Consider the following 19,186-nt stretch of genomic DNA (forward strand, 5'->3'; position numbering starts at 1 on the left):
TGATTTCAAATTCGATTGCAGCTGAAGGGTCTTTTGTCTATTTTTCCGGAAATCCACCCAACCATGCGACTTCCCATTCTTGCATTCTGCCTTGTTTTTTCTTTCGCTCTCCGTGCTCAAACGACGAACCAATCCCAGCTTGAAGCACTGACTGACAAGCAATGGCAACCCGCTTTGAAACTGCTCAATGAAATCGTCGCCATGCCCAATGACGCGGTTTTTCCTGATCAGATAGAAGTGAATATTGTCTGGTGTGAAGCCGTCTTTGGAGCAAGAGGTTGGAGTCAGGAGCGACTGGAGACCGGGGGGATCCCTTTGCTTTTGGTAGAAAAAAAGCAGCCAAATGCCAAGAAAACAGCACTATTCTACTTTCATGTGGACGGTCAAGCCGTAGATCGAAGCCGATGGTTTCAGCCGGATCCTTACATTCCTGTACTCAAGGAACAAAAAGCAGATGGGAATTGGGAAATTATCCCCATGGATCGGCTCAAGAATGAATACAATGCAGATTGGAGAATTTTTGCTCGATCAAGTTCTGATGATAAGGGCCCTTTAGCCATGTTTATCAGTGCATGGGATGCTTTGAATGAGGCTGGAATTTCTCCAGATTATTCAATTAAAATCATCCTTGATTTTGAAGAGGAACAGGGTTCACCCAGACTTCCAGCTGCGGTGATTCAGTACAAAGAAAAACTGGCAGCCGACCTGATGCTCATCATGGATGGCCCTCGCCACACCAGCAATGAACCTACGCTTAGCTATGGAGCACGAGGAATTTCTGAATTGTTTTTGACGACTTACGGCCCAAAACTCCCGCAGCATAGCGGGCATTATGGCAACTATGCCCCAAATCCCGCCCTGCTCCTTTCGCAGCTTTTGGCCAGCATGAAAGATGAAAATGGAAAAGTAGTAATTCCGGGATTTTATGATGGAATCAAACTGACTGACTCAGAAAAGGCCATTCTTGCAGCAGTTCCGGATGACGAAGTAGCCATCAAAAAGCGATTGGGAATTTCCAGAACAGATCAAGTCGGCACTAGCTATCAAGAGAGCATCCAATATCCTTCCCTGAATATCCGAGGCATGCGTTCAGCTTGGGTCGGGCCGGAAGCCAGAACGATCGTACCGGAGATTGCAGTAGCAGAACTTGACATGCGATTGGTGCCAGAATCTGATCCAAACCGCCTTTTTGGCCTGATTGAGAATCATATTCGGGAGCAGGGATTCCACATCGTAGAAGCGGATCCTACTGACGAAGAGCGGATGAAGTATCCCAAAATCGTAAAAGTGAAGAAATCAATCTCCTACCAAGCCTTTCGGACATCCATGGATTCTGAAGCTGGAGTTTGGTTGAGAAAAGGTATGGTTAGAGCTTTTGGAAAGGATCCTGTTCAAATCCGGATCTCGGGCGGATCGATTCCTATTTCACCTTTTGTGGATGCCTTGGGCATTCTTGCTGTCACTATTCCCACAGTCAATGCGGATAACAACCAACACAGCCCAAATGAAAACCTCAGACTAGGCAACTACAAAGAAGGAATCAAGACGATCATGAGTGTGCTGACTCAGCCGATGTATTGATTGACTCTGGGATTACTCCTCTTCTTTTCCTGAAAAAAGCACGAGTCTTAAGGTACCGTAGTCATATTTTCCTTCGAAATAGTCAAAATAGGGCTTGAGTGAATCATACTTTCCTGCCGCCTTTTGGATTTCACGGATGTCTTCCTCTGCTACGAGCTGCTCTAGTTTTAATACGCCGGATTTGACACCATGAGCCAAATGACCCATGATGGTAGAAAGTGCAAATTCCCGCTCATCGGCGATTTCTTGTGGACTTTTTCCATCCAAAAATAAATTAACGCTAATCGATTTTGAATCCTCTTTCCTTGCTTTGGGAACTTTTGGGGTTTTCTCTTTTGTCTTTTTTCTTCCTGTTTTCGTGCTCGATTTGGCCTTTTCGGGAAGTGCTTTTCGGACCGAATCGATGATCGATTTTCTCAGCGAAGCTACTTGCTGCTCGATGTCCGGCATTCTACCTGTGATTTCTCCTTTGAGAATCGCTTGGATCAACCGACCGCTTTTGGCAATTCCCAGGTATTTTCGAATCATCTCCAATTCAAGTTCCTCCAGTCCATTTTGATAAGACTTGATCCTCGAAAATTCCTCAACTTTCACTTCATGAAGAATTAGCTTTTCCAGAATCCCTGTCAGGAATTTTAAATAATATTCAGTTCCTTTTTCCACTCGGTCCATAAGTTTGGCATGATCCACCTGCTGAAGCAATACAAAAAGTTGGGCCCTAAATTTTCGGGTATTTTCCCCTTCAGAAATCAAAGTTTCATAGATCAATGAGAGATCTTTTCGCAGCAACTCGTCTTCAAACTCCATGCTGCTTTCCTGTTCCTTATCAAACTGAGTGAGGGAATTGATCAAACTGTCAAACTCAAACGTATCCTGAATCAATTGATTCAAATACTGATTTTGGTGAGTTGAAAGCAGGTCTGTCAAACTCTCCTGTAGCCCAGTTCCTTGGGTAAAATCCACCACTTTAGGGTCCGAATAGATTACATCTGGCTGCACCCTTGTACGTAAGACTAAACCATCCAGACTTCGCAATCGGCTAAGCGCGACATATACTTGTCCAGGTGCAAAGGCTTGTCCTACATCAATAATCGCCCGATCGAAGGTCAAGCCCTGACTTTTGTGCACCGTCACGGCCCATGCGAGCTTGATCGGAAATTGAGCAAAAGTCCCGATCACTTCCTCCTCCAGTTCTTTGGTCTCTGGATTGATGCGGTACTTTTTATTTTCCCAGAGTTCTTTTTTGAGGACAAATTCATCGTGGGAATCGTCCATTTCGACTTTGATTCCCTCTTTATCCAGTTGGAGCACGGTCGCTAGTTTTCCATTGAAGTAGGACGAAAGACCCGAGGTATCGTTTTTGATAAACATCACCCGGGCACCCACTTTCAGTTCGATCGATTGGGGAAGTGGAAAGAGATTCTCCGGAAAGTCCCGCTCCACATCCGCGTCATAGAAGAACGACGCGGTGTCCAAGTTTCGCAATTCTCGGAGGTTAAGCTCATCTGCTTTGTAATTATGGGTAGTCAGGGTGATGCAAGGCGGCAGATCTGCAATTTGATCCGAGGTTTTAAAATGCTGATTGAGAATTCGGACATCCTCTGCCGTGGCACGATTGTCTCGGAGATTATTGAGAATGCGGATAAAAACATCATCCTGCTGCCTGAAAATCCTATCTAATTCAAGGTAAATCATTCCCGAATTCTGCAGTGCTTTGGCTTCGAAGAAGTGCATCGACTTATAAAACTGACTCAAGACAGTCCATTCCTGATCTTTGACAATAGGCGGAAGCTGATACAAATCCCCGATCAGCAACACCTGCACTCCTCCAAAGGGAACCTTGTAATTCCGCTTCACGCTGCGAAGCCGATAGTCAATCGCATCCAAAATATCTGCACGAAGCATGCTGACTTCATCGATCACCAGCAAATCGATCGCCTTGAGCACATTTCTCCGGAACTGATTCAGCGGATGCCTTCTCGCTAAAGTCTGCTGAGTGAAAAATCCATGATTCTCTGAAAAGTTTCCTTCCGCCTCCCGAGTAGGAAGAAAGGAACCAAATGGAAGCAAAAACTGAGAATGGATCGTGACTCCTTTGGCATTGAGCGCAGCAATACCTGTCGGCGCGACGATGACAAAGCGCTTGTGTGTTAGCCTACTCAGATCTCTCAAAAAAGTCGTTTTTCCTGTACCGGCTTTTCCTGTCAAAAAAATCGGGGCTCCAGTATTGTTGACAAACTTTGCCGCCAGCTGAAGTCTGTCGGTGGATTGATTTTCCATTTAACTAAAGTAGATTTTTTCCTTTAAAATTCCTCATTCCCGGATTTCAAAACTGTGCAAGTACTGCTAACCTTGGGTTGATTTGACACAAGGATAGTAGTCCTAAAAATCCTTGATAAAAACAGCTAACCGACTGATCAATCGCATATTATTTTTAGTGGAAGGTTATGTTAAAATTCTGATTTCTATCTCTTTCAAAGACAATTATTCGTCTGATTTATAGTAACTTTTATCATTCATTTAAACTCACTTTTACCATGAACAAAGAAGAAATAAAACTAAAAGCATCGGAGGCACTGGCTGATGCACAAGCAAAAATCCAGGAGTTGGATGACAAAAAAGACAGCATCTCAGCAGAGCTGAAAGCGGAGTTTCAGGAGAAAATCGAAGCTATCCGAGCCAAAAAAGATGAACTTGAGGCGAAAATCGATGCCATCGAAGATGATGCGGAAGATAAGTGGGAAGAAATTAAAGACATCTTAGCGGACTCATTACAGTCCTTCAAGGAAGGTTTTGTCAATCTGGGTAGGTTGTTTGATTAAGCTAAAAGCCGGAAATCCGGCTTTTAGCTTAATTGCCCGAACTATTCAGGATTTCCCTTGCCACTCCCCCGGGTACTATTTGCATGATCCCTTCTTTGGTGCTTTCCCAAATCAGATTAAATGGACCCCGATATCGATTTCTGGAGGTAGTATAGGTAGCAGTCAGGTACTTTTTTCCATTTGGAAGGTTAGATGAATTCATCGCAATATTTGCCAGAGTCGAGGTCAATCTATTTTTCTTGTCAGTCCCTTTTTGATACAGTTCTATTTTAAGTTCATCGTAATCAAATCGAAACTCATTCCTTGACCTGATGGAATCAGCATGCATTTGAATATTTAATCTGGCTAAATTACCACTCACGATTTCACCGTTCATGATTGGATTGAGTATTTCATTAATGGTCGTTAGCGGAAATGACGTCAACTCTACTTCCATCAAAAATTCATCCTTTTCATAGGGAATTTTCAAGTCAATGCTGAGTTTACCTTGATTTTTGATTTGGCCTATAAAATCCCCATCCAACTGACCATATACCGCCTGAAATTCCGGTATGGTAGTGATATGGACCAAATTTCCATTGAGTCCATCCAGTTGAAATTGCCAAAACTCATTTTTGCCGGGAACAGATTCTCCATAGATGATGGTACAATCAGTCAGTTGGAGTGTGTCCAATTTCAGAGGGACATGAACCTGTCTCAATAATCCCTGAAATAGGGGCTTGACTTCATCTGGAGGTCTTGGGAGTTTCTGATTCCTGAAATCTTCAAGGAAAAGCCCCATGACATCCAATTTCTCAGCGCGAATATCCAAATCCGAATACAGGTTGCTCCGTGCTTCTATTCCTGACAAAATCAATGAATCCAGCCTAAATTCGACCAAATCCACCTGAAATTCCTTTTCCCTCGAAGCCTCCCTCAGTCCATTGGGATAGAGCAATGAAAGCGAATACATCTTAAGCTGCTGAAGATCTGTGTCAAAGTCAATCCCCTGTACTTTGAAATGCTGCCCATTTCCCAACACATACTCAATGCTATCAATCCCGATGTGAATTCTTTGGAATTCAAAGGGAATAGGATAGTTCAGTTTGAGTGAATCTGTGGCGAGATCTGTAGCCAGGATCGTTAGATTGGTCAAACTCCCCAGTTGATCCTCTCCCACCATGAACAGTGCATTGGCTTCCTTGAGCTCGAAGTTATTGATCTCGCCTCTGGATAAAATATCCCCAAAAAGTCCCTGTAGGGCATCTCCAGGCTGGTCTTCTTTGGATGGTTCCTCAGGAATGAAGATTTCAAATTCAGGCTGATCGAAGGAAAGATTCTGAATTTCCAAGGTTTGATTAAAGATCAGCTTGAGCATATTGACCTGATTGAGTGTCACCAGGAGCACCTCTCCTGCTACATATACTCCCTCCTGTTTTCCGATGGGTGTGATTTTTACCTCATGAATTAGAATTCCCTGAGAGAGAAGATTCACCTCGACCGTTTCAAAATTGAAATTGTATTTCCTATCGGGGTCAGTATTGATAACTGATTCAAGGTTGGAGTTGATCCAACTTTTACCCCAAAAGACCCCTACCAGGACCAAAATCACCAAGCCTAAAAGGATTGCAGAAAACAGTTTAAGAAACTTCATGTACCAAAAGTTATTTAGGATGAAAGACAGGCTTAGTATTGACTGGGAATACTGGTAATGAACAAAAATTATTCAATTCATTCACTATGCATTTATGCCTATGGAACGGCATAATGGCTAAATGGAACAAAAAACCCGGGAATAAATATTTTGGAAAATTTCTTTCTCTGTTTATCAAATTTGGCTGCGAGGGTAAAATACATTTTAATACATTTGAGAATGAAGCAATTTTTCTTCGTGTGGATCGCAAGTTTAGTGCTTTCGATTCCCCTTCCAGCCCAGGAAATCAAAATTCTTACTTACAACATCTTGCATGGTGAGCGTGCTGATAAGCCATCTACACCTAATTTCCCTGAATTGGCTAATCTCTTGATTCAAATTCAGCCTGAAGTGATCGGGCTACAAGAGGTAGATAGTATGACCGGTCGATCTGCAACATTATACGGAGAGCGATTTGATTTTATCCGCAATCTCACAAGAGAAACTGGGTACAAAGGATACTTTGGAAGGGCAATGGAATATGACAGCGGTGCTTACGGCGAGGGATTATTGGTAAAAAAAGGAGCGAAATATCATACCCTGAACCTTCCCAATCCAGCTGGAGGAGAACCAAGAGCCATGGCTTGGGTCCGAGCCGAACTCAAAACACTGGAAGAATTTTACTTTGGTTCAACACACCTTTGCCATGAATTTGAAGCCAATCGAATCGCACAACTCGATTCTATTCTATCCTATGCAGATTCGCTAGACCGACCCGCGATATGGGTAGGAGACCTCAATTTTACTCCAGATTCTCCCGAGTATCAGCGAATCCCTGAACATTGGAAAGAAGCTGGGGCGATGGCTGGAGATCTGCAAAATACCTATGGCACTCCAGAAACAGGCGCTCGGATTGACTACATCTGGTACGATTCCCGCAAGTTTGAATTAGTGGAATATAAGGTCCTGACCCATATCAAATTATCCGATCACTATCCGGTTTGGGCAGTGCTCAGGATGAAAAAAGAGGAAGAATGAAATTAATCACCGTTTTAAGGCTGCTTGCACTATTTGGCGTAATCATTCTTTGGAAATTCTTCCCTTCGGGTAAAGAAGGCCAGTGGCAGGAGTTATTCAACGGAAAAGATCTGGACGACTGGACTGTTAAAATCCGAACTCACGAACTGGGTGAGAACTTTGGCAATACTTTCCAGATCAATGATGGTATGATGCAAGTCCGCTATGACGGATACACCCAATTTGATCAGCAATACGGTCATATTTTTTACAAGCAACCTTTTTCCTATTATCTGCTTCAAGTAGAATACCGATTTGTGGGAGAGCAATGCCCTGGTGGAGAAGGTTGGGCTCTGAGAAACAGTGGAGCAATGCTTCATTCCCAAGATCCGAAGACGATGCTAAAGGACCAGGACTTTCCGATTTCGATCGAAGCACAGTTTTTAGGCGGAAATGGAACCGACCCACGAAGTACCTGCAATCTGTGTACTCCGGGAACCAATGTGGTCTTGGCAGACACGCTATTCACTCCACATTGTATAAACTCCGCCTCTGCGACTTACCACGGCGATCAGTGGGTTCAGGCCAATTTCATTGTGTTGGGAGATGAGGAAGTTCATCATCTTGTCGGAATAGATACTGTTTTCAGCTATTTCCAACCACAGATCGGAGGAGGAAATGTGAGCCCTGTAAATCCTGCGGTAAAAGTAGACGGGACCTCACTTAAATCTGGGTTTATTTCCCTGCAAAGCGAAAGTCATCCCATTGATTTTCGGCGAGTAGCTTTGGTAGATCTGAGTCCGTATATCGGAAACTCCAAAAAAATGAGAGAAATGGTGGAACATCTTCTGAAGGACTAGTTTTATTTTTTGATTCCCTCGAGAAGTTTCGCTTAAGCCATATCCTAAATTCATTCCAGCACCTCAGATCATTAGAAGTCTGAAAAAATTGTATTTTTTTAACAAATCCTCAAAAATTTTCCTGTAAAACCTTTAAACTATTTTCTGCCTGATCTAGTAATAATTCAGCTTTTTTACCTAATATTCAGTATATTATTTTGATTTTTAACTTAAAAACTTCTTTTCCAAAATGAATTTTATGAAGATCATTAAAGCGATTTTGAATTTTTTTAAGAAAAAGCCAAAATCAAATCCTACAAATTCTGTTTCAAAAGAACCGCTGCTTAAAACCTCCAGGGAAGAGTTTGAAGGACAGCTCCAAGTCATCGAAGGGGCTTTGCCAAATGACCTATTCGGCGGGTTTCATGTTTCATATCCCGTCGGCTCAGTCAACTCGGGAGGCCTACCTTTCCCTGAATTCAAGCCTGACGGCAAACCAAACCCAGAATTTGGATCACCGATTATGAATGGGGACGGGTTCATTATTCAGGTTGACTTTGACAATCCGATCGGCCCTCAGGTGAAAACCAAACTGATGAAGACCCCATGCTATTACGCGGATGAAGCGACCAAAGTAGGGACAAAGCATCATGGCCTAATGGGCTTTCATAATATGGGAATCACGCGAATGAGCATGGTACTCGGCGGAAGAAATCAGCTCAATACGGCTACCCAGCCGGTCAGATTCAAAAATCAGACAAATGGAAGCATGCTGGCTACTTATGATGTGGGCAGACCTTATGTCATAGATCCCAAAACATTGGAATTGGTGACGCCAATCGGTCGGGCAAGCGAATGGATGACGGCTCAGCCACCGATGGTCCCCTGGCCTTTTGGCCTGATCCAGACCTCAGCACATCCGGTTTTTGATCCCATCACTCAGGAGCTTTTCACAGTCAACTATTCCAAAAACAAGAAATCTTATACCTATCTGGAGCAATCGATCCATCACCTAAAGCACAACAGGGAAAAGTTTAAATCCAAACTGGAAGAATTGGCAGATCGATTGGTAGACCACAAAAGCACAGACCATGTGAAGTCCGAGGTAAATCACTTTTTCCACAATCTCAATGATCATGTAGAAGGCAAAAAACACGATCCAGAAGAACCAAAAGGGGATGTCTTCCTGAATCTTTTGCTTTGGACTGGTACTGGCCCACTCACCCAATGGACGCTAAGTGATCAGGATGGCAGCAAGCTGGCCATTTATGAATGCATGCACCAGATGGGGCTGACTGAAGATTACTTGATTCTGACCGATTGCTCATTCAAGTTTGCGCTGGATATGCTTTTTGACAATCCCTTTCCGGAAAGCAAACTCATCGAACGCCTCATCAGAAGGCTGGCGACTGTTCGAATGGAACCTTTCACCACCACTTACATAGTCAAACGAAAGGAACTCACAGCAGGTGGAGGTAATGCCACTGCCTATCGACTGGACAAACCTATTCCACTGGAAACCATCCACTACAGCTGCAACTATGCAAATCCAGGCGGAGTAATCACTCTGCTCGGAATCCATAATGCTGCTACCTGTATCGCAGAGTGGGTGCGTACCTTTGACAAAAGAGCACTCGATGGCAATCCTGTAGATCCGGACTATTACAGCCTTTTCGCAGTAGGAAGTATGGATGTCAGCCGAATTGGAAAATGGAAAATCGATGCTGAAAACCTCAAACTTCTTGAAGACCAATCCAGCGTCTATTGGAATGCAGGGAACTACGAGGAAGAAAATTTAGGACCGAATACCTGGGCCATTTCGCTTTACGGTTACCGGGGAATTCTCTCAGCTTTGGAGCCGGTCAAGGAAATCAAGCAAATGTGGTTTTTGACTGATGGAACGGTAAAAAATCTTTTAACCAAGTTTGTATTCAATCTGTACAAAGATTACGAACACCGAAAGATCAGTGATGACCTGATTCTAAAGCTGACAGAGAAAGAACTTCCCTTCGGTATGACTAGGTTAAATATTGATACCATGCTACCGGAAGAATACTTCCAGTTTGAGAGAAATGTCTTCCCGAGAGGTGTTCATTTTATCCCTAAAAAAACACCAACTCCTTCTGTTCCTGAGGAATTGGATGGGTACCTAGTCAGTCCGGTACAGGTTGGTAATTCGACTACCACCCCTACCGCATACAGTTCAGAATTTTGGATTTTTGAAGCAGGATCTATATCAAAAGGTCCCATTTGCAAATTAACTCATCCCAAAATCAAATTTGGCTTTACCCTGCATACCTCTTGGATTCCTGAAATAAACTCTTCTGATCAAGAATTTATTATTTCTACCAAAGAGGATTATCAAGAAGTATTGAAAAATTTGGAACTTGGTGTTGACAGAAAATTCCTGGAAGAATTTTTTGAGCAAAATGTTTATCCCCATTTCAATTAAACCCGAATGTTTTCTGAATCTCCCCAAATTGCGTCCCTTGAGTTGATCTATGAAAGCGGGCGTAGCCGGTTATTTCAAGGAAAAACTTCAAATGGGGAGGATTTGCTCATCAAGGAAGACTTGACTGGAGATCAGGCCAGATTATTCAACGAAATCAGCATCACCAGTCAGTCCTTTCATACAGAGATGGACTCCGGGGTAGTTTTACATCAGGGCAAACTAGTCATGATGCGGAAATTCATTCCAGGAAAAAGTCTAAAAGATCTGATTCCAAAAAATGGCTTTGAGTTACAAGAGTTCTTGCCACTTGCCATTCAGATTGCGAATGAACTGCAAAACCTTCATCAAAAAAATCTCCTCCACAACGATGTAAACCCAAGAAATCTCATCTGTGACCTTATCAATAACCAGGTTACCTTGATTGATTACGAGTTTGGCACATCCATCGAAAACTTCGAGCTACACTATGAGCAGAATCCTCAGCTCATGGGAACAATAGAATACATTTCTCCCGAGCAGACCGGGCGAATGAATCGGAAAATCGACTACCGAAGCGACTATTATGGTTTGGGAGCCACATTTTACGAAATGCTCTGCGGCAGACCGCCATTCGTGGAGGAGGACCTGCTTAGATTGATCCATTGCCACCTTGCCATATCTCCACTTCCACCCTCCCATTTCAAAAAATCCATCGGTAAGCCCATGGACGAAATTGTCCTGAAGCTTTTGGCCAAAAACGCCGAAGATCGATACCAATCCATAGCCGGGCTGCTTTCTGATCTGATTTTGATCCAGGATCTTAAGAGCTCCAATACTCCCATTGGTCGATTCAAAACTGGGCTTCAAGACATCCCCTCCCGACTCAGGATTTCTCAAAAACTCTACGGCAGATCATCAGAAATCAACAGCCTCGAACAAGCTTACGAACAAGCCATTCAGGGAGATAAAGTCCTGCTAACCATCTCAGGTCAGGGAGGAGTAGGCAAAAGTATCCTTTGCCAGGAATTGTACAGAAAAGTAAGCGGCAATACCGGGTTTTTCCTCAGTGGATCCTTTGATGTGATGGATCGGCAGACCCCCTATTTGGCTTTTGAAAAAGCATTTCGTCAATTTGCAGAATGGCTACTCATCTCCTCTCCTGATGTCCAAAAGTCTTGGAGTGAACGGATCATCAAAGAGACCAATGGCTTAGGTAGAATACTTTTCAGCCTTGCCCCCAAACTGGAGTATATCCTCAAAGATCAACCCGAATTGCTCCCACTGAAAGGACTCGAGAATCAGCAACGACTCCAATTTGCCATTAATGCTTTCCTACAAAGCATCGCAACCAAAGATTCTCCTGTGGTGCTTTTCCTTGACGATTACCAATGGGCGAATGAAGCCTCGGTCGACTTGCTCAGGTCTCTTTTAAACAATTACAGCCTAAAAAACATCCTCATCATCGTCGCATACCGAGACCAGTCCGGCAATCTGGGTAACACTTTGATGAACGCGCTTGAAGTCGGAAATCAGCGCAAACACAAAGATACCGATCGGACTTCCTATCATTTGGATCTTGTCCCGTTGGACTTGCAGGATATCGTGAGCATGCTTTGCGACACCTTACGAGCTACTCCTGAGGAAGTAAATGAACTTGCGATTCTGGTTCAATCCAAAACGAAAGGAAATCCATTTGCCATCATCAAACTGCTGGAACTGCTCTATCGGCAAAAGTTGCTCTCTTTTGATTACTCAGGGAATCGCTGGACTTGGAATCTACACACCATCTATTCCCTTAATCTCAGTGATGAGGTCGTGGATATCCTGTTGGAAAAAATCAATACCCTGGATGCAGAGGCCCTCTCTCTGGTGAAGATCGCATCTGTTTTTGGTCTCGGATTTTCGATCAATCAGCTGGAAATGATCTCAGGCAATCCACCAGCTTCCATCCATCGAATGCTCTGGCCATTGATTCAGGAAGGTTCACTTATTCCGCTAGTCAACGACTACAGATACCTTCCCGAATACTATTCTGAAAATGGAAGAGACCTTCAGTTTAAGTTTGCCCATGCACGGATTCAGCAGGCTGTTTATTCACTTTTGGATGAAAGGGAAAAAGGAAAACGACATTTTGAGGTAGGAAAGATATTTCTGGAGAAACTCGATCCAGATGAGCTGGAAAAGAAATCCATCGAGATCGGCACGCATTTCGATTTGGGTTACCACTTTCTCAAAGACTCAGATTCAGTAGAAAAAGCAGCGAATGTGCTCCTCCAAGCTGGTAACAAATCTGCTTCATCGGCAGCTTTTGACAGTGCTTTTAACTTGACAATCAAAGGATTTGAATTACTCGAGAAGCGACTTTCGCAGGAGGAGCGATTTGCTATTTTATTGAATTTACTCGAATACTCTTTTTTGACTGAAAGGGAAGAGGAAAAGCAAAAATTTGAAAAACAGGCTTTTGAAACGGCCAAGGATCAAACAGACCGATTGGCTATATATGAGGTCATTGTCCGCTCCCTTACTTATGCCAATCAACCCAATCAGGCCATCCGAATTACCCAAAAAGCCTTAAGAGAAGTAGGAATAAAGATACCGGACAAAGCTTCAGTCTTGGGTATTATTTGGGAAGCAATCAAAATGCAATTCAAACTTCCCACCAGAAAAATCGCCAGATTGAGCACATTACCCCGTGCAAAAGATCCCAAGATCAAAGCCCTCATCAAGCTAATTTCTGCAGCATTTCCTGCATATTATTTCGCAAATATTGAGACCTATCCCATTCTGATTTTTCAGATGCTCAAGTTGACCCTGAGGCATGGACTGGCTCCGGAATCTCCTGTGGGCATTGCCAGCTATGGGATCATCCGGGCTTCTGCAATGAAAAACCCTGCTGATGGCTACCAGATCGTACAGGAGTGCAGAAAACTTGTCGAAAATGATGATCTGAAAAAATTTGCGACCACTGTGAAGTTCATTCACGTAGCCTTTGTCGCTCACTTTGTAGAAAATACCGTAAAATCCATCCCCATAGCCGATGAAGGCTACCAAAATGGGATTGCCTACGGAAACATGGAATATGCCTGCTGGAATTTGTTTTTCAAATTGGTGATCAATTTCCATACGGGGAAAGACTTCAAAAGTCTTCTGAAAGAATCCGAGGAGCTGCTGAGGTTCTTCCGCCAGTACAATTACTACAGTCACGAGGAACTGTTGAAGGTAGTCCAAAACAGCTTGGAGGTTTTGGTGGCGGATGCCAAAACTTACCCCGCCAATCTGGAACGGCTGACAAAGAATAACGAACCTGAATTCCTCAAAGCCAATGAAGAGAAAAACAATGTTTTCCTCTACACCTACCATGGATTCAAGGGAATCACCACCTTATGGTTTGGCGAGAATCAAGTCGCCTTTGAGAATTTTGAATTGGTTAAGAAATATTCTAAAAATCAGCCATTCGATGTTTCCCTGCAATATTTCGAGCTCTGCCGGGGACTGAATGCCGCCGTTCTCCTTAGCAAAAAAGACAATCCGGATACTCTAAATAAGCAACTCAAGAAAATCCTTAAAGAAACCCTTGCCCACTTCAAAAAAGGAATGGCGCTCAATCCTGAATTTGGCTTACCCGTATGGCAGTTTCTCTCGGCCAGTCTTGACAGCCAGGTTAGCGGCACAATCAACGAAGCACTTTTTGAAGAAGCCATCAAAGGATTTGATCAATTGAATCAGCCTCGATATTTGGTTTTGATCAATGAAATCTACAGCACGCTGCTTTCAGAAAAAGGCAACCCAAAAAGCGAAATCTTCAGAAATCAGGCGATTAAAATCTCTGGCATACTGCAGTCACCCGGCAAAGTCCAGCAGCTCATTACCAACGATATCACCCAATCCGGAAAACAACCTACAGCAGTGATGCTTTCAAATCTGAAAACCTCCAGTTCTATGGAGCTTGCATCCATAGATACGCTCACCCTGATCAAAACGATGGACGCACTGATCAGCGAAATTAAACTGGAATCTCTACTCGAAAAACTTCTCACCTATGCAATGGAAAACTCCGGAGCTCAGGAAGGCCATTTTATCATCAATAGGAAAGGAGAATGGATAGTAGAAGTATCTACGCTGGCAAATCACAGCCTCCATACCCACTTTCCAAAAACCAAACTTGGAGAATATCCCGAAGTAAGCCAAGGAATTGTCAATTATGCCAAAGCTTCCGAAGAACCAGTTCTCATCGCCGACGCCATCACCACAAAGCCTTACGACACAGATGAAATCGTGCAGCGGAAAAACTTACGGTCGATCCTCTGTATCCCTTTCATCAGCCAATCCAAGATATCAGGTATGATCTACCTGACCCATAGTCAGACTAGCAATGCTTTTCAAAAAGGACAAATTAGCCTGATGAGATTGATCGCTGGACAAATTGGAGGCATTATTGACAACGCCCTGCTTTATGAAAACCTCGAAAATCTGGTCAAGGAGCGAACTCGTCAGCTCGAAGAGGAAAAGCAAAAAAGTGATAACCTGCTATTGAATATCCTTCCTAAAGAGATCGCAGCCGAATTGATCAAAAATGGTAAGGCGGCTGCTAGACCTTATGAACATGTTTCGGTCATGTTTATTGATATAAAAGGGTTCACCACCATAGCTGAGGCGATGACCCCTGATACGCTGGTGAAGAACCTCCATGAGTTTTTCTCTGCCCTGGATGATATCATGGATGAATTTGGTCTGGAAAAGATCAAAACCATCGGAGATGCTTATATGGCAGCAGGAGGAATCCCTACTCCATCCGACGACCACGCCATACGGATAGTCCTAGCCGGACTTAAAATCCTGGAAGTAGTAGACCGGTACAATTCTGAAAAAATAGATAAAGGCGAGTCACCTTTCGTCATCCGCATCGGAATCCACTCCGGTCCAGTAGTTGCCGGAGTAGTAGGATCCAAAAAGTTTGTCTATGACATCTGGGGAGATACCGTGAATATCGCATCACGAATGGAAAGCAACTCAGAAGCCGGACGGATTAATATTTCTGAGGACCACTACAGGGCAGTAGCAGATCACTTCGAGTGTGAACATCGGGGTGAAATACCTGCGAAAAACAAAGGGGTGATGCACATGTACTTTGTCAATCACCCCAAAAGTTAATTTCTCTGATTTTTATTAAACACGGACTTTGGTAGTCCCACCACCAGCCAAAGTTATCGGTACCGGAGCATTGGTTTTCCAATGGCCTCCCGTAAAGTCAGGCACATCTATCGAATTGGAGCGATTGGCTACAGACCACTCGCTCAAGGGCGTGATGCAGCTCCAGAGTGCCGCATCGTAGACATCCTGATCCAGAGGAAGTCCATTTCTCAGACAGTCGATCAGTCGCCAATCCATCATGAAGTCCATTCCACCGTGCCCGCCGATCTGCTTGGCCAATTCTCCCACTTTCTGAACAATCTCGGGAGTGTATTTGGCCTGGAGTTCTTTGATTTCCTCTTCTTTCATCCAGCTGTGTCCTTTCGAGACTTTTTGATCCGGATACTTTTGGGCGTAGCCCTCTGTACCACTCACGACATGAAGTCTGGAATAGGGTCTCGGAGAGGTCACATCATGCTGAATCATGATGGTTTTTCCCTTTTTGGTCTTTACTACGGTTGTATTCATGTTTCCCCGGTAATTTTTTGCCGCATAGGAATTCCAAAAAGGATCCTCCTGAGCTAGTTCCTGCGCTTTGGCTTTCATCTGAAAGTCATTGGAGGAAACGGAGGTTAGGTAATCCATCTGATCTCCCCGGTTTACATTCAGGATTTGACAAATGGGTCCAAGTCCATGGGTAGGATAGAGATTCCCGTTACGGAAGTTCTCTTCCAGCCGCCACATTCCCTGATAGCCCTTGTCCTTGTCAAAATTCAACCAAAGCAAATCGTGGATATACGCCCCTTCTACATGCAAGACTTCACCAAAAAAACCCTCACGGGCCATTTTTAAGGTCATCATTTCAAAGAAATCGTAACAGCAATTCTCCAGTTGCATGCAATGCTTTTTGGTCCGCTCGGAAGTCTCTACCAGCTGCCAGCACTCCTCTAGCGTTCTGGCTGCAGGGACTTCCACAGCAGTATGTTTTCCGGATTCCATTGCAAAAACCGCCATCGGCACATGCCATTCCCAAGGTGTAGCAATATAAATGAGATCCAAATCGGGACGCTCACACATTTTTTTCCAAGCATAAGCACTGCCTGAATAAAGCTCCGGGCTATGTGGGGTACTTTCCAGAGATTTTTTGGCTTTTTCAGCACGCTCCGGAAGCAAATCGCAGAGCGCTTTGATCTCCACCCCTTCAATTTTGCTGAGCCGATCCACAGCACCGGGACCCCGCTGTCCCAGCCCCACTATTCCTACCCTGACGGTTTCTATTTTGGGCGCAGCAAAACCACACATATTGAACGTCTGGAGGCGAGAAGCCCCGTATTTTGCCTCTATGGGTAACGTTTGAAATTCAGATCCAATCGCACTTCCTGCACCAAATAGGCCTAAACCTACCAATCCGGTGGACTTTAAAAATTCTCTTCTACGGTTCATAGTGATTCCTGCATTTTTTGGGTTTGATTTAGCTATTTAACAAAAAATTGAAAGAAGTCCGTGCTGAAATTCATAAAGCATAAAAAAAACCGGAAGCAATCACCCCCGGTCTTTCCCTTAATTTGAAAGCACTATCAATTATCTAATCCAATTTTTTAAGTGGTTTTCACCTTGCAAGTATTGATTCCAAATACCGCATAAATAGGGCAAAAACTCACCAAACTTGTCAGGGTAAATATTACTGCCACGACCAATCCAACCACACCAAGTGTTCCTGTCAGAATATTGGTCACATATAGCACCACCAAAACCGCTGCAATGAGCAATCTGATGATCTTATCGGTACTTCCCATGTTCTTTTGCATGATTTATTTGATTAAAAGGTGTAGAAATAATCTCAATGATGAGATAAAACTAACCCAATCCATCGTAACCGAAGATGACAAAAGTCACAGAAGCATGTGATTTTCAATCCCCTAAAAAATAGGCTCGCATGACTTCCTCGGCCTGCTTGCCTTGAGGAGTGAAGTCGGGCTCCCGCTCGTGACGCTCAGGGTACCATTTCCAAAAAAACACCCCTGCCATCCAGCTTTTTTGCCAAGCAGTCTGAAAAAATGCTTCGTAGCAGAGTGCTTGAACTTCTTCTGAAAATTCAATTTCTTTTCTTTCGTTTGGCCAAACCCACGGCTCTACAGCAGCATCAACAGTATTGCAATAGCCGATTTCTGTGAACATTACAGGCTTTTTATACTTTCTGACCACCTTTTCGATTTTGGGTAAATGGCTCTCCCAGGATTCTTTTAATTCTTCCAAATCTGGATTGTGGTCTTTTGCCAGCGGAAAATAGGCCTGAACTCCGATATAATCCAAAGCATCCCAAAATTTCACTTTGTCAAATTCAGTAAAATTGGCTGCATAGGTAATTTTCCCTGAATACACCTTCCTGACTTCTGCAATGATCGCTCTCCACTCCTTATCCCGCTGTGAGGTCTTCTCCAATTCCGTACCTACGCATAGCATGGGCATATTTATTTTTTCGGCAAGCTTCGCGTAATCAAGGATGAATGCTTGGTAGTTTTCAAACCACGTTTTCCAATCTTCCTCGTTTTTCATTTCGATTTCCCCTACCCAAGAACCCCTTACCCAGAGGTGCGGCTTCATCATATTCATGATACCCTTGCTGGCTGTAGAGTCGTAAGTAGCCTCAATCCCAGCTGGAGTCTCCCCCCACCAACGCCGTTCGTTGCTCATATCCCAGCTGATTTCAGGAGCATCTTTTGCACCTTGCCATCCAAATGGTGTCTGAGAAAGCGCATTTGCACCTGTAGACAGCAAAGCTTGAACTTCACCTCCCGTGAGCGGTTGCCGGCTACCTACCCAGCACACTCCTTTCCACTTTTCTGCTGCGACAATTAAGTTTTCTGCGGGAATAAAAAACCAAACCAAAAAGCTCAAAACGATCAAGCCCACAGAACTGAACAGGTACTTAGTAAACATGGGCTTCATGGCAGAGATTGGGCTGTTATTTATTTTGATAGTGGCACGACTCGGATATTCTCCAGGTTGATCTCGGATAGCAATTCCAATTTACCGGAAATGTAGAGATCCTGCATCGTTTCGACCGGAGTATTTTTATCGGCAGGCTTGAGGTTCAGGTAGTTTTGAAATCGAATCCCCCCTACTTCCATGACATCCTTCACTTCACGCATTCTCACTCCACCTCCATCGGTATGGTAATCGTATGCCATATAATCCAGATAGAAATCCTCCACTCCGATCCAGTACAGAAATTCATCTTCATAGTGTTCTCCACCACCCTCGGGAACGAAAGTCACTTTAATCAAGTGATACTTTTCACCTTTTATTTCGGTCTCTCCAAGATAGGTTTTCACTGCAGCAGCATCATTGAGGCCATAGGGCAAAAAAGCAAAATAAGCGACCGAATTAATGGATCGGGAAAAGGCTCCTACCCGCTCCTCGGTTAGCGTATCGATTTTGGCTCCGTTAACTGTACGGACGAAACCTGAATTATTCAGGACATCTTTTACCGTACCTGTAGAATCGCTGAACTCCCGAATGTATTCGTAGGCAGTTGGCGTCTTGAAAATCGTGTAATGAATATTACGAAAGTCAAATTCAATCTTGGTGGATTCATAGGTCTTTCCTCCATGTGCTTCGATAGAGGCATCGACTATCTTCTCCGCTTCAGTTCGCTGATCGCAGGAAAAACACATCAAAATAACTATTAGCAAGGAAACGGTATTACTTATTTGTTTCATGGATTTTTTGAAATAATTGGAAATACTATGGA

General features: G+C 43.7%; 12 protein-coding genes. 6 read left to right on the top strand and 6 right to left on the bottom strand.

What is annotated here, in order from left to right:
* Nucleotides 1-63: 63 nt before the first annotated feature.
* Entirely contained in the window at nt 64-1,581 is a 1,518-nt protein-coding gene (locus DK188_RS08575) for a M20/M25/M40 family metallo-hydrolase (protein WP_111670404.1), read from the top strand.
* Nucleotides 1,582-1,593: 12 nt separating this feature from the next.
* Here the strand turns inward: DK188_RS08575 and DK188_RS08580 are convergent, their stop codons facing one another.
* Nucleotides 1,594-3,861 (bottom strand): helix-turn-helix domain-containing protein, encoded by a 2,268-nt coding sequence (locus tag DK188_RS08580; protein WP_111670405.1) that lies wholly within the window; start codon nt 3,859-3,861, stop codon nt 1,594-1,596.
* 257 nt (nt 3,862-4,118) lie between these two features.
* On the opposite strand from DK188_RS08580, the gene DK188_RS08585 reads away from it, so the two are divergent.
* On the top strand, nt 4,119-4,403 hold the full coding sequence (locus tag DK188_RS08585) for a sll1863 family stress response protein (protein WP_111670406.1): 285 nt from the start codon (nt 4,119-4,121) through the stop codon (nt 4,401-4,403).
* 28 nt (nt 4,404-4,431) lie between these two features.
* Here DK188_RS08585 and DK188_RS08590 read toward each other — a convergent pair whose 3' ends face one another.
* Nucleotides 4,432-6,036 carry a DUF748 domain-containing protein gene (locus DK188_RS08590; RefSeq protein WP_111670407.1) on the bottom strand — a complete coding sequence of 535 codons (1,605 nt, stop codon included), beginning with the start codon at nt 6,034-6,036 and terminating at the stop codon, nt 4,432-4,434.
* Nucleotides 6,037-6,255: 219 nt separating this feature from the next.
* On the opposite strand from DK188_RS08590, the gene DK188_RS08595 reads away from it, so the two are divergent.
* From DK188_RS08595 to DK188_RS08610, 4 genes are all read left to right on the top strand, one after another.
* Nucleotides 6,256-7,053, top strand: coding sequence for an endonuclease/exonuclease/phosphatase family protein (locus DK188_RS08595; RefSeq protein ID WP_111670408.1), 798 nt, complete (start codon nt 6,256-6,258; stop codon nt 7,051-7,053).
* Nucleotides 7,050-7,892 (top strand): 3-keto-disaccharide hydrolase, encoded by an 843-nt coding sequence (locus DK188_RS08600; protein WP_111670409.1) that lies wholly within the window; start codon nt 7,050-7,052, stop codon nt 7,890-7,892. Before DK188_RS08595 ends, DK188_RS08600 begins: the two co-directional genes overlap by 4 nt.
* 238 nt (nt 7,893-8,130) lie before the next feature.
* Nucleotides 8,131-10,323, top strand: a complete 2,193-nt coding sequence (locus DK188_RS08605) for a carotenoid oxygenase family protein (RefSeq protein WP_198672989.1) — start codon at nt 8,131-8,133, stop codon at nt 10,321-10,323.
* Nucleotides 10,324-10,329: 6 nt separating this feature from the next.
* Nucleotides 10,330-15,453 carry an adenylate/guanylate cyclase domain-containing protein gene (locus DK188_RS08610; protein ID WP_111670411.1) on the top strand — a complete coding sequence of 1,708 codons (5,124 nt, stop codon included), beginning with the start codon at nt 10,330-10,332 and terminating at the stop codon, nt 15,451-15,453.
* Nucleotides 15,454-15,468: 15 nt separating this feature from the next.
* Here DK188_RS08610 and DK188_RS08615 read toward each other — a convergent pair whose 3' ends face one another.
* From DK188_RS08615 to DK188_RS08630, 4 genes are all read right to left on the bottom strand, one after another.
* Nucleotides 15,469-16,875, bottom strand: coding sequence for a Gfo/Idh/MocA family protein (locus DK188_RS08615; protein WP_111670412.1), 1,407 nt, complete (start codon nt 16,873-16,875; stop codon nt 15,469-15,471).
* Between the two features lie 155 nt (nt 16,876-17,030).
* A complete protein-coding gene (locus tag DK188_RS08620; RefSeq protein WP_111670413.1) occupies nt 17,031-17,240 on the bottom strand; it encodes a YgaP family membrane protein in 210 nt (69 codons plus the stop codon).
* 103 nt (nt 17,241-17,343) lie between these two features.
* A complete protein-coding gene (locus tag DK188_RS08625) occupies nt 17,344-18,372 on the bottom strand; it encodes a glycoside hydrolase family 113 (protein ID WP_232825696.1) in 1,029 nt (342 codons plus the stop codon).
* A 29-nt stretch (nt 18,373-18,401) separates the two neighbouring features.
* Nucleotides 18,402-19,154 (bottom strand): DUF6503 family protein, encoded by a 753-nt coding sequence (locus DK188_RS08630; RefSeq protein WP_232825697.1) that lies wholly within the window; start codon nt 19,152-19,154, stop codon nt 18,402-18,404.
* Between the last annotated feature and the right edge of the window lie 32 nt (nt 19,155-19,186).

Origin of the sequence: Algoriphagus litoralis, assembly GCF_003259255.1 — a bacterium.
Lineage (GTDB): Bacteria > Bacteroidota > Bacteroidia > Cytophagales > Cyclobacteriaceae > Algoriphagus > Algoriphagus litoralis.

Excerpts from the sequence above, each read along its gene's own strand:
- DK188_RS08575 (WP_111670404.1), top strand. The coding sequence starts at position 64 with ATGCGACTTCCCATTCTTGCATTCTGCCTTGTTTTTTCTTTCGCTCTC.
- DK188_RS08580 (WP_111670405.1), bottom strand. The coding sequence starts at position 3,861 with ATGGAAAATCAATCCACCGACAGACTTCAGCTGGCGGCAAAGTTTGTC.
- DK188_RS08585 (WP_111670406.1), top strand. The coding sequence starts at position 4,119 with ATGAACAAAGAAGAAATAAAACTAAAAGCATCGGAGGCACTGGCTGAT.
- DK188_RS08590 (WP_111670407.1), bottom strand. The coding sequence starts at position 6,036 with ATGAAGTTTCTTAAACTGTTTTCTGCAATCCTTTTAGGCTTGGTGATT.
- DK188_RS08595 (WP_111670408.1), top strand. The coding sequence starts at position 6,256 with ATGAAGCAATTTTTCTTCGTGTGGATCGCAAGTTTAGTGCTTTCGATT.
- DK188_RS08600 (WP_111670409.1), top strand. The coding sequence starts at position 7,050 with ATGAAATTAATCACCGTTTTAAGGCTGCTTGCACTATTTGGCGTAATC.
- DK188_RS08605 (WP_198672989.1), top strand. The coding sequence starts at position 8,131 with ATGAAGATCATTAAAGCGATTTTGAATTTTTTTAAGAAAAAGCCAAAA.
- DK188_RS08610 (WP_111670411.1), top strand. The coding sequence starts at position 10,330 with ATGTTTTCTGAATCTCCCCAAATTGCGTCCCTTGAGTTGATCTATGAA.
- DK188_RS08615 (WP_111670412.1), bottom strand. The coding sequence starts at position 16,875 with ATGAACCGTAGAAGAGAATTTTTAAAGTCCACCGGATTGGTAGGTTTA.
- DK188_RS08620 (WP_111670413.1), bottom strand. The coding sequence starts at position 17,240 with ATGCAAAAGAACATGGGAAGTACCGATAAGATCATCAGATTGCTCATT.
- DK188_RS08625 (WP_232825696.1), bottom strand. The coding sequence starts at position 18,372 with ATGTTTACTAAGTACCTGTTCAGTTCTGTGGGCTTGATCGTTTTGAGC.
- DK188_RS08630 (WP_232825697.1), bottom strand. The coding sequence starts at position 19,154 with ATGAAACAAATAAGTAATACCGTTTCCTTGCTAATAGTTATTTTGATG.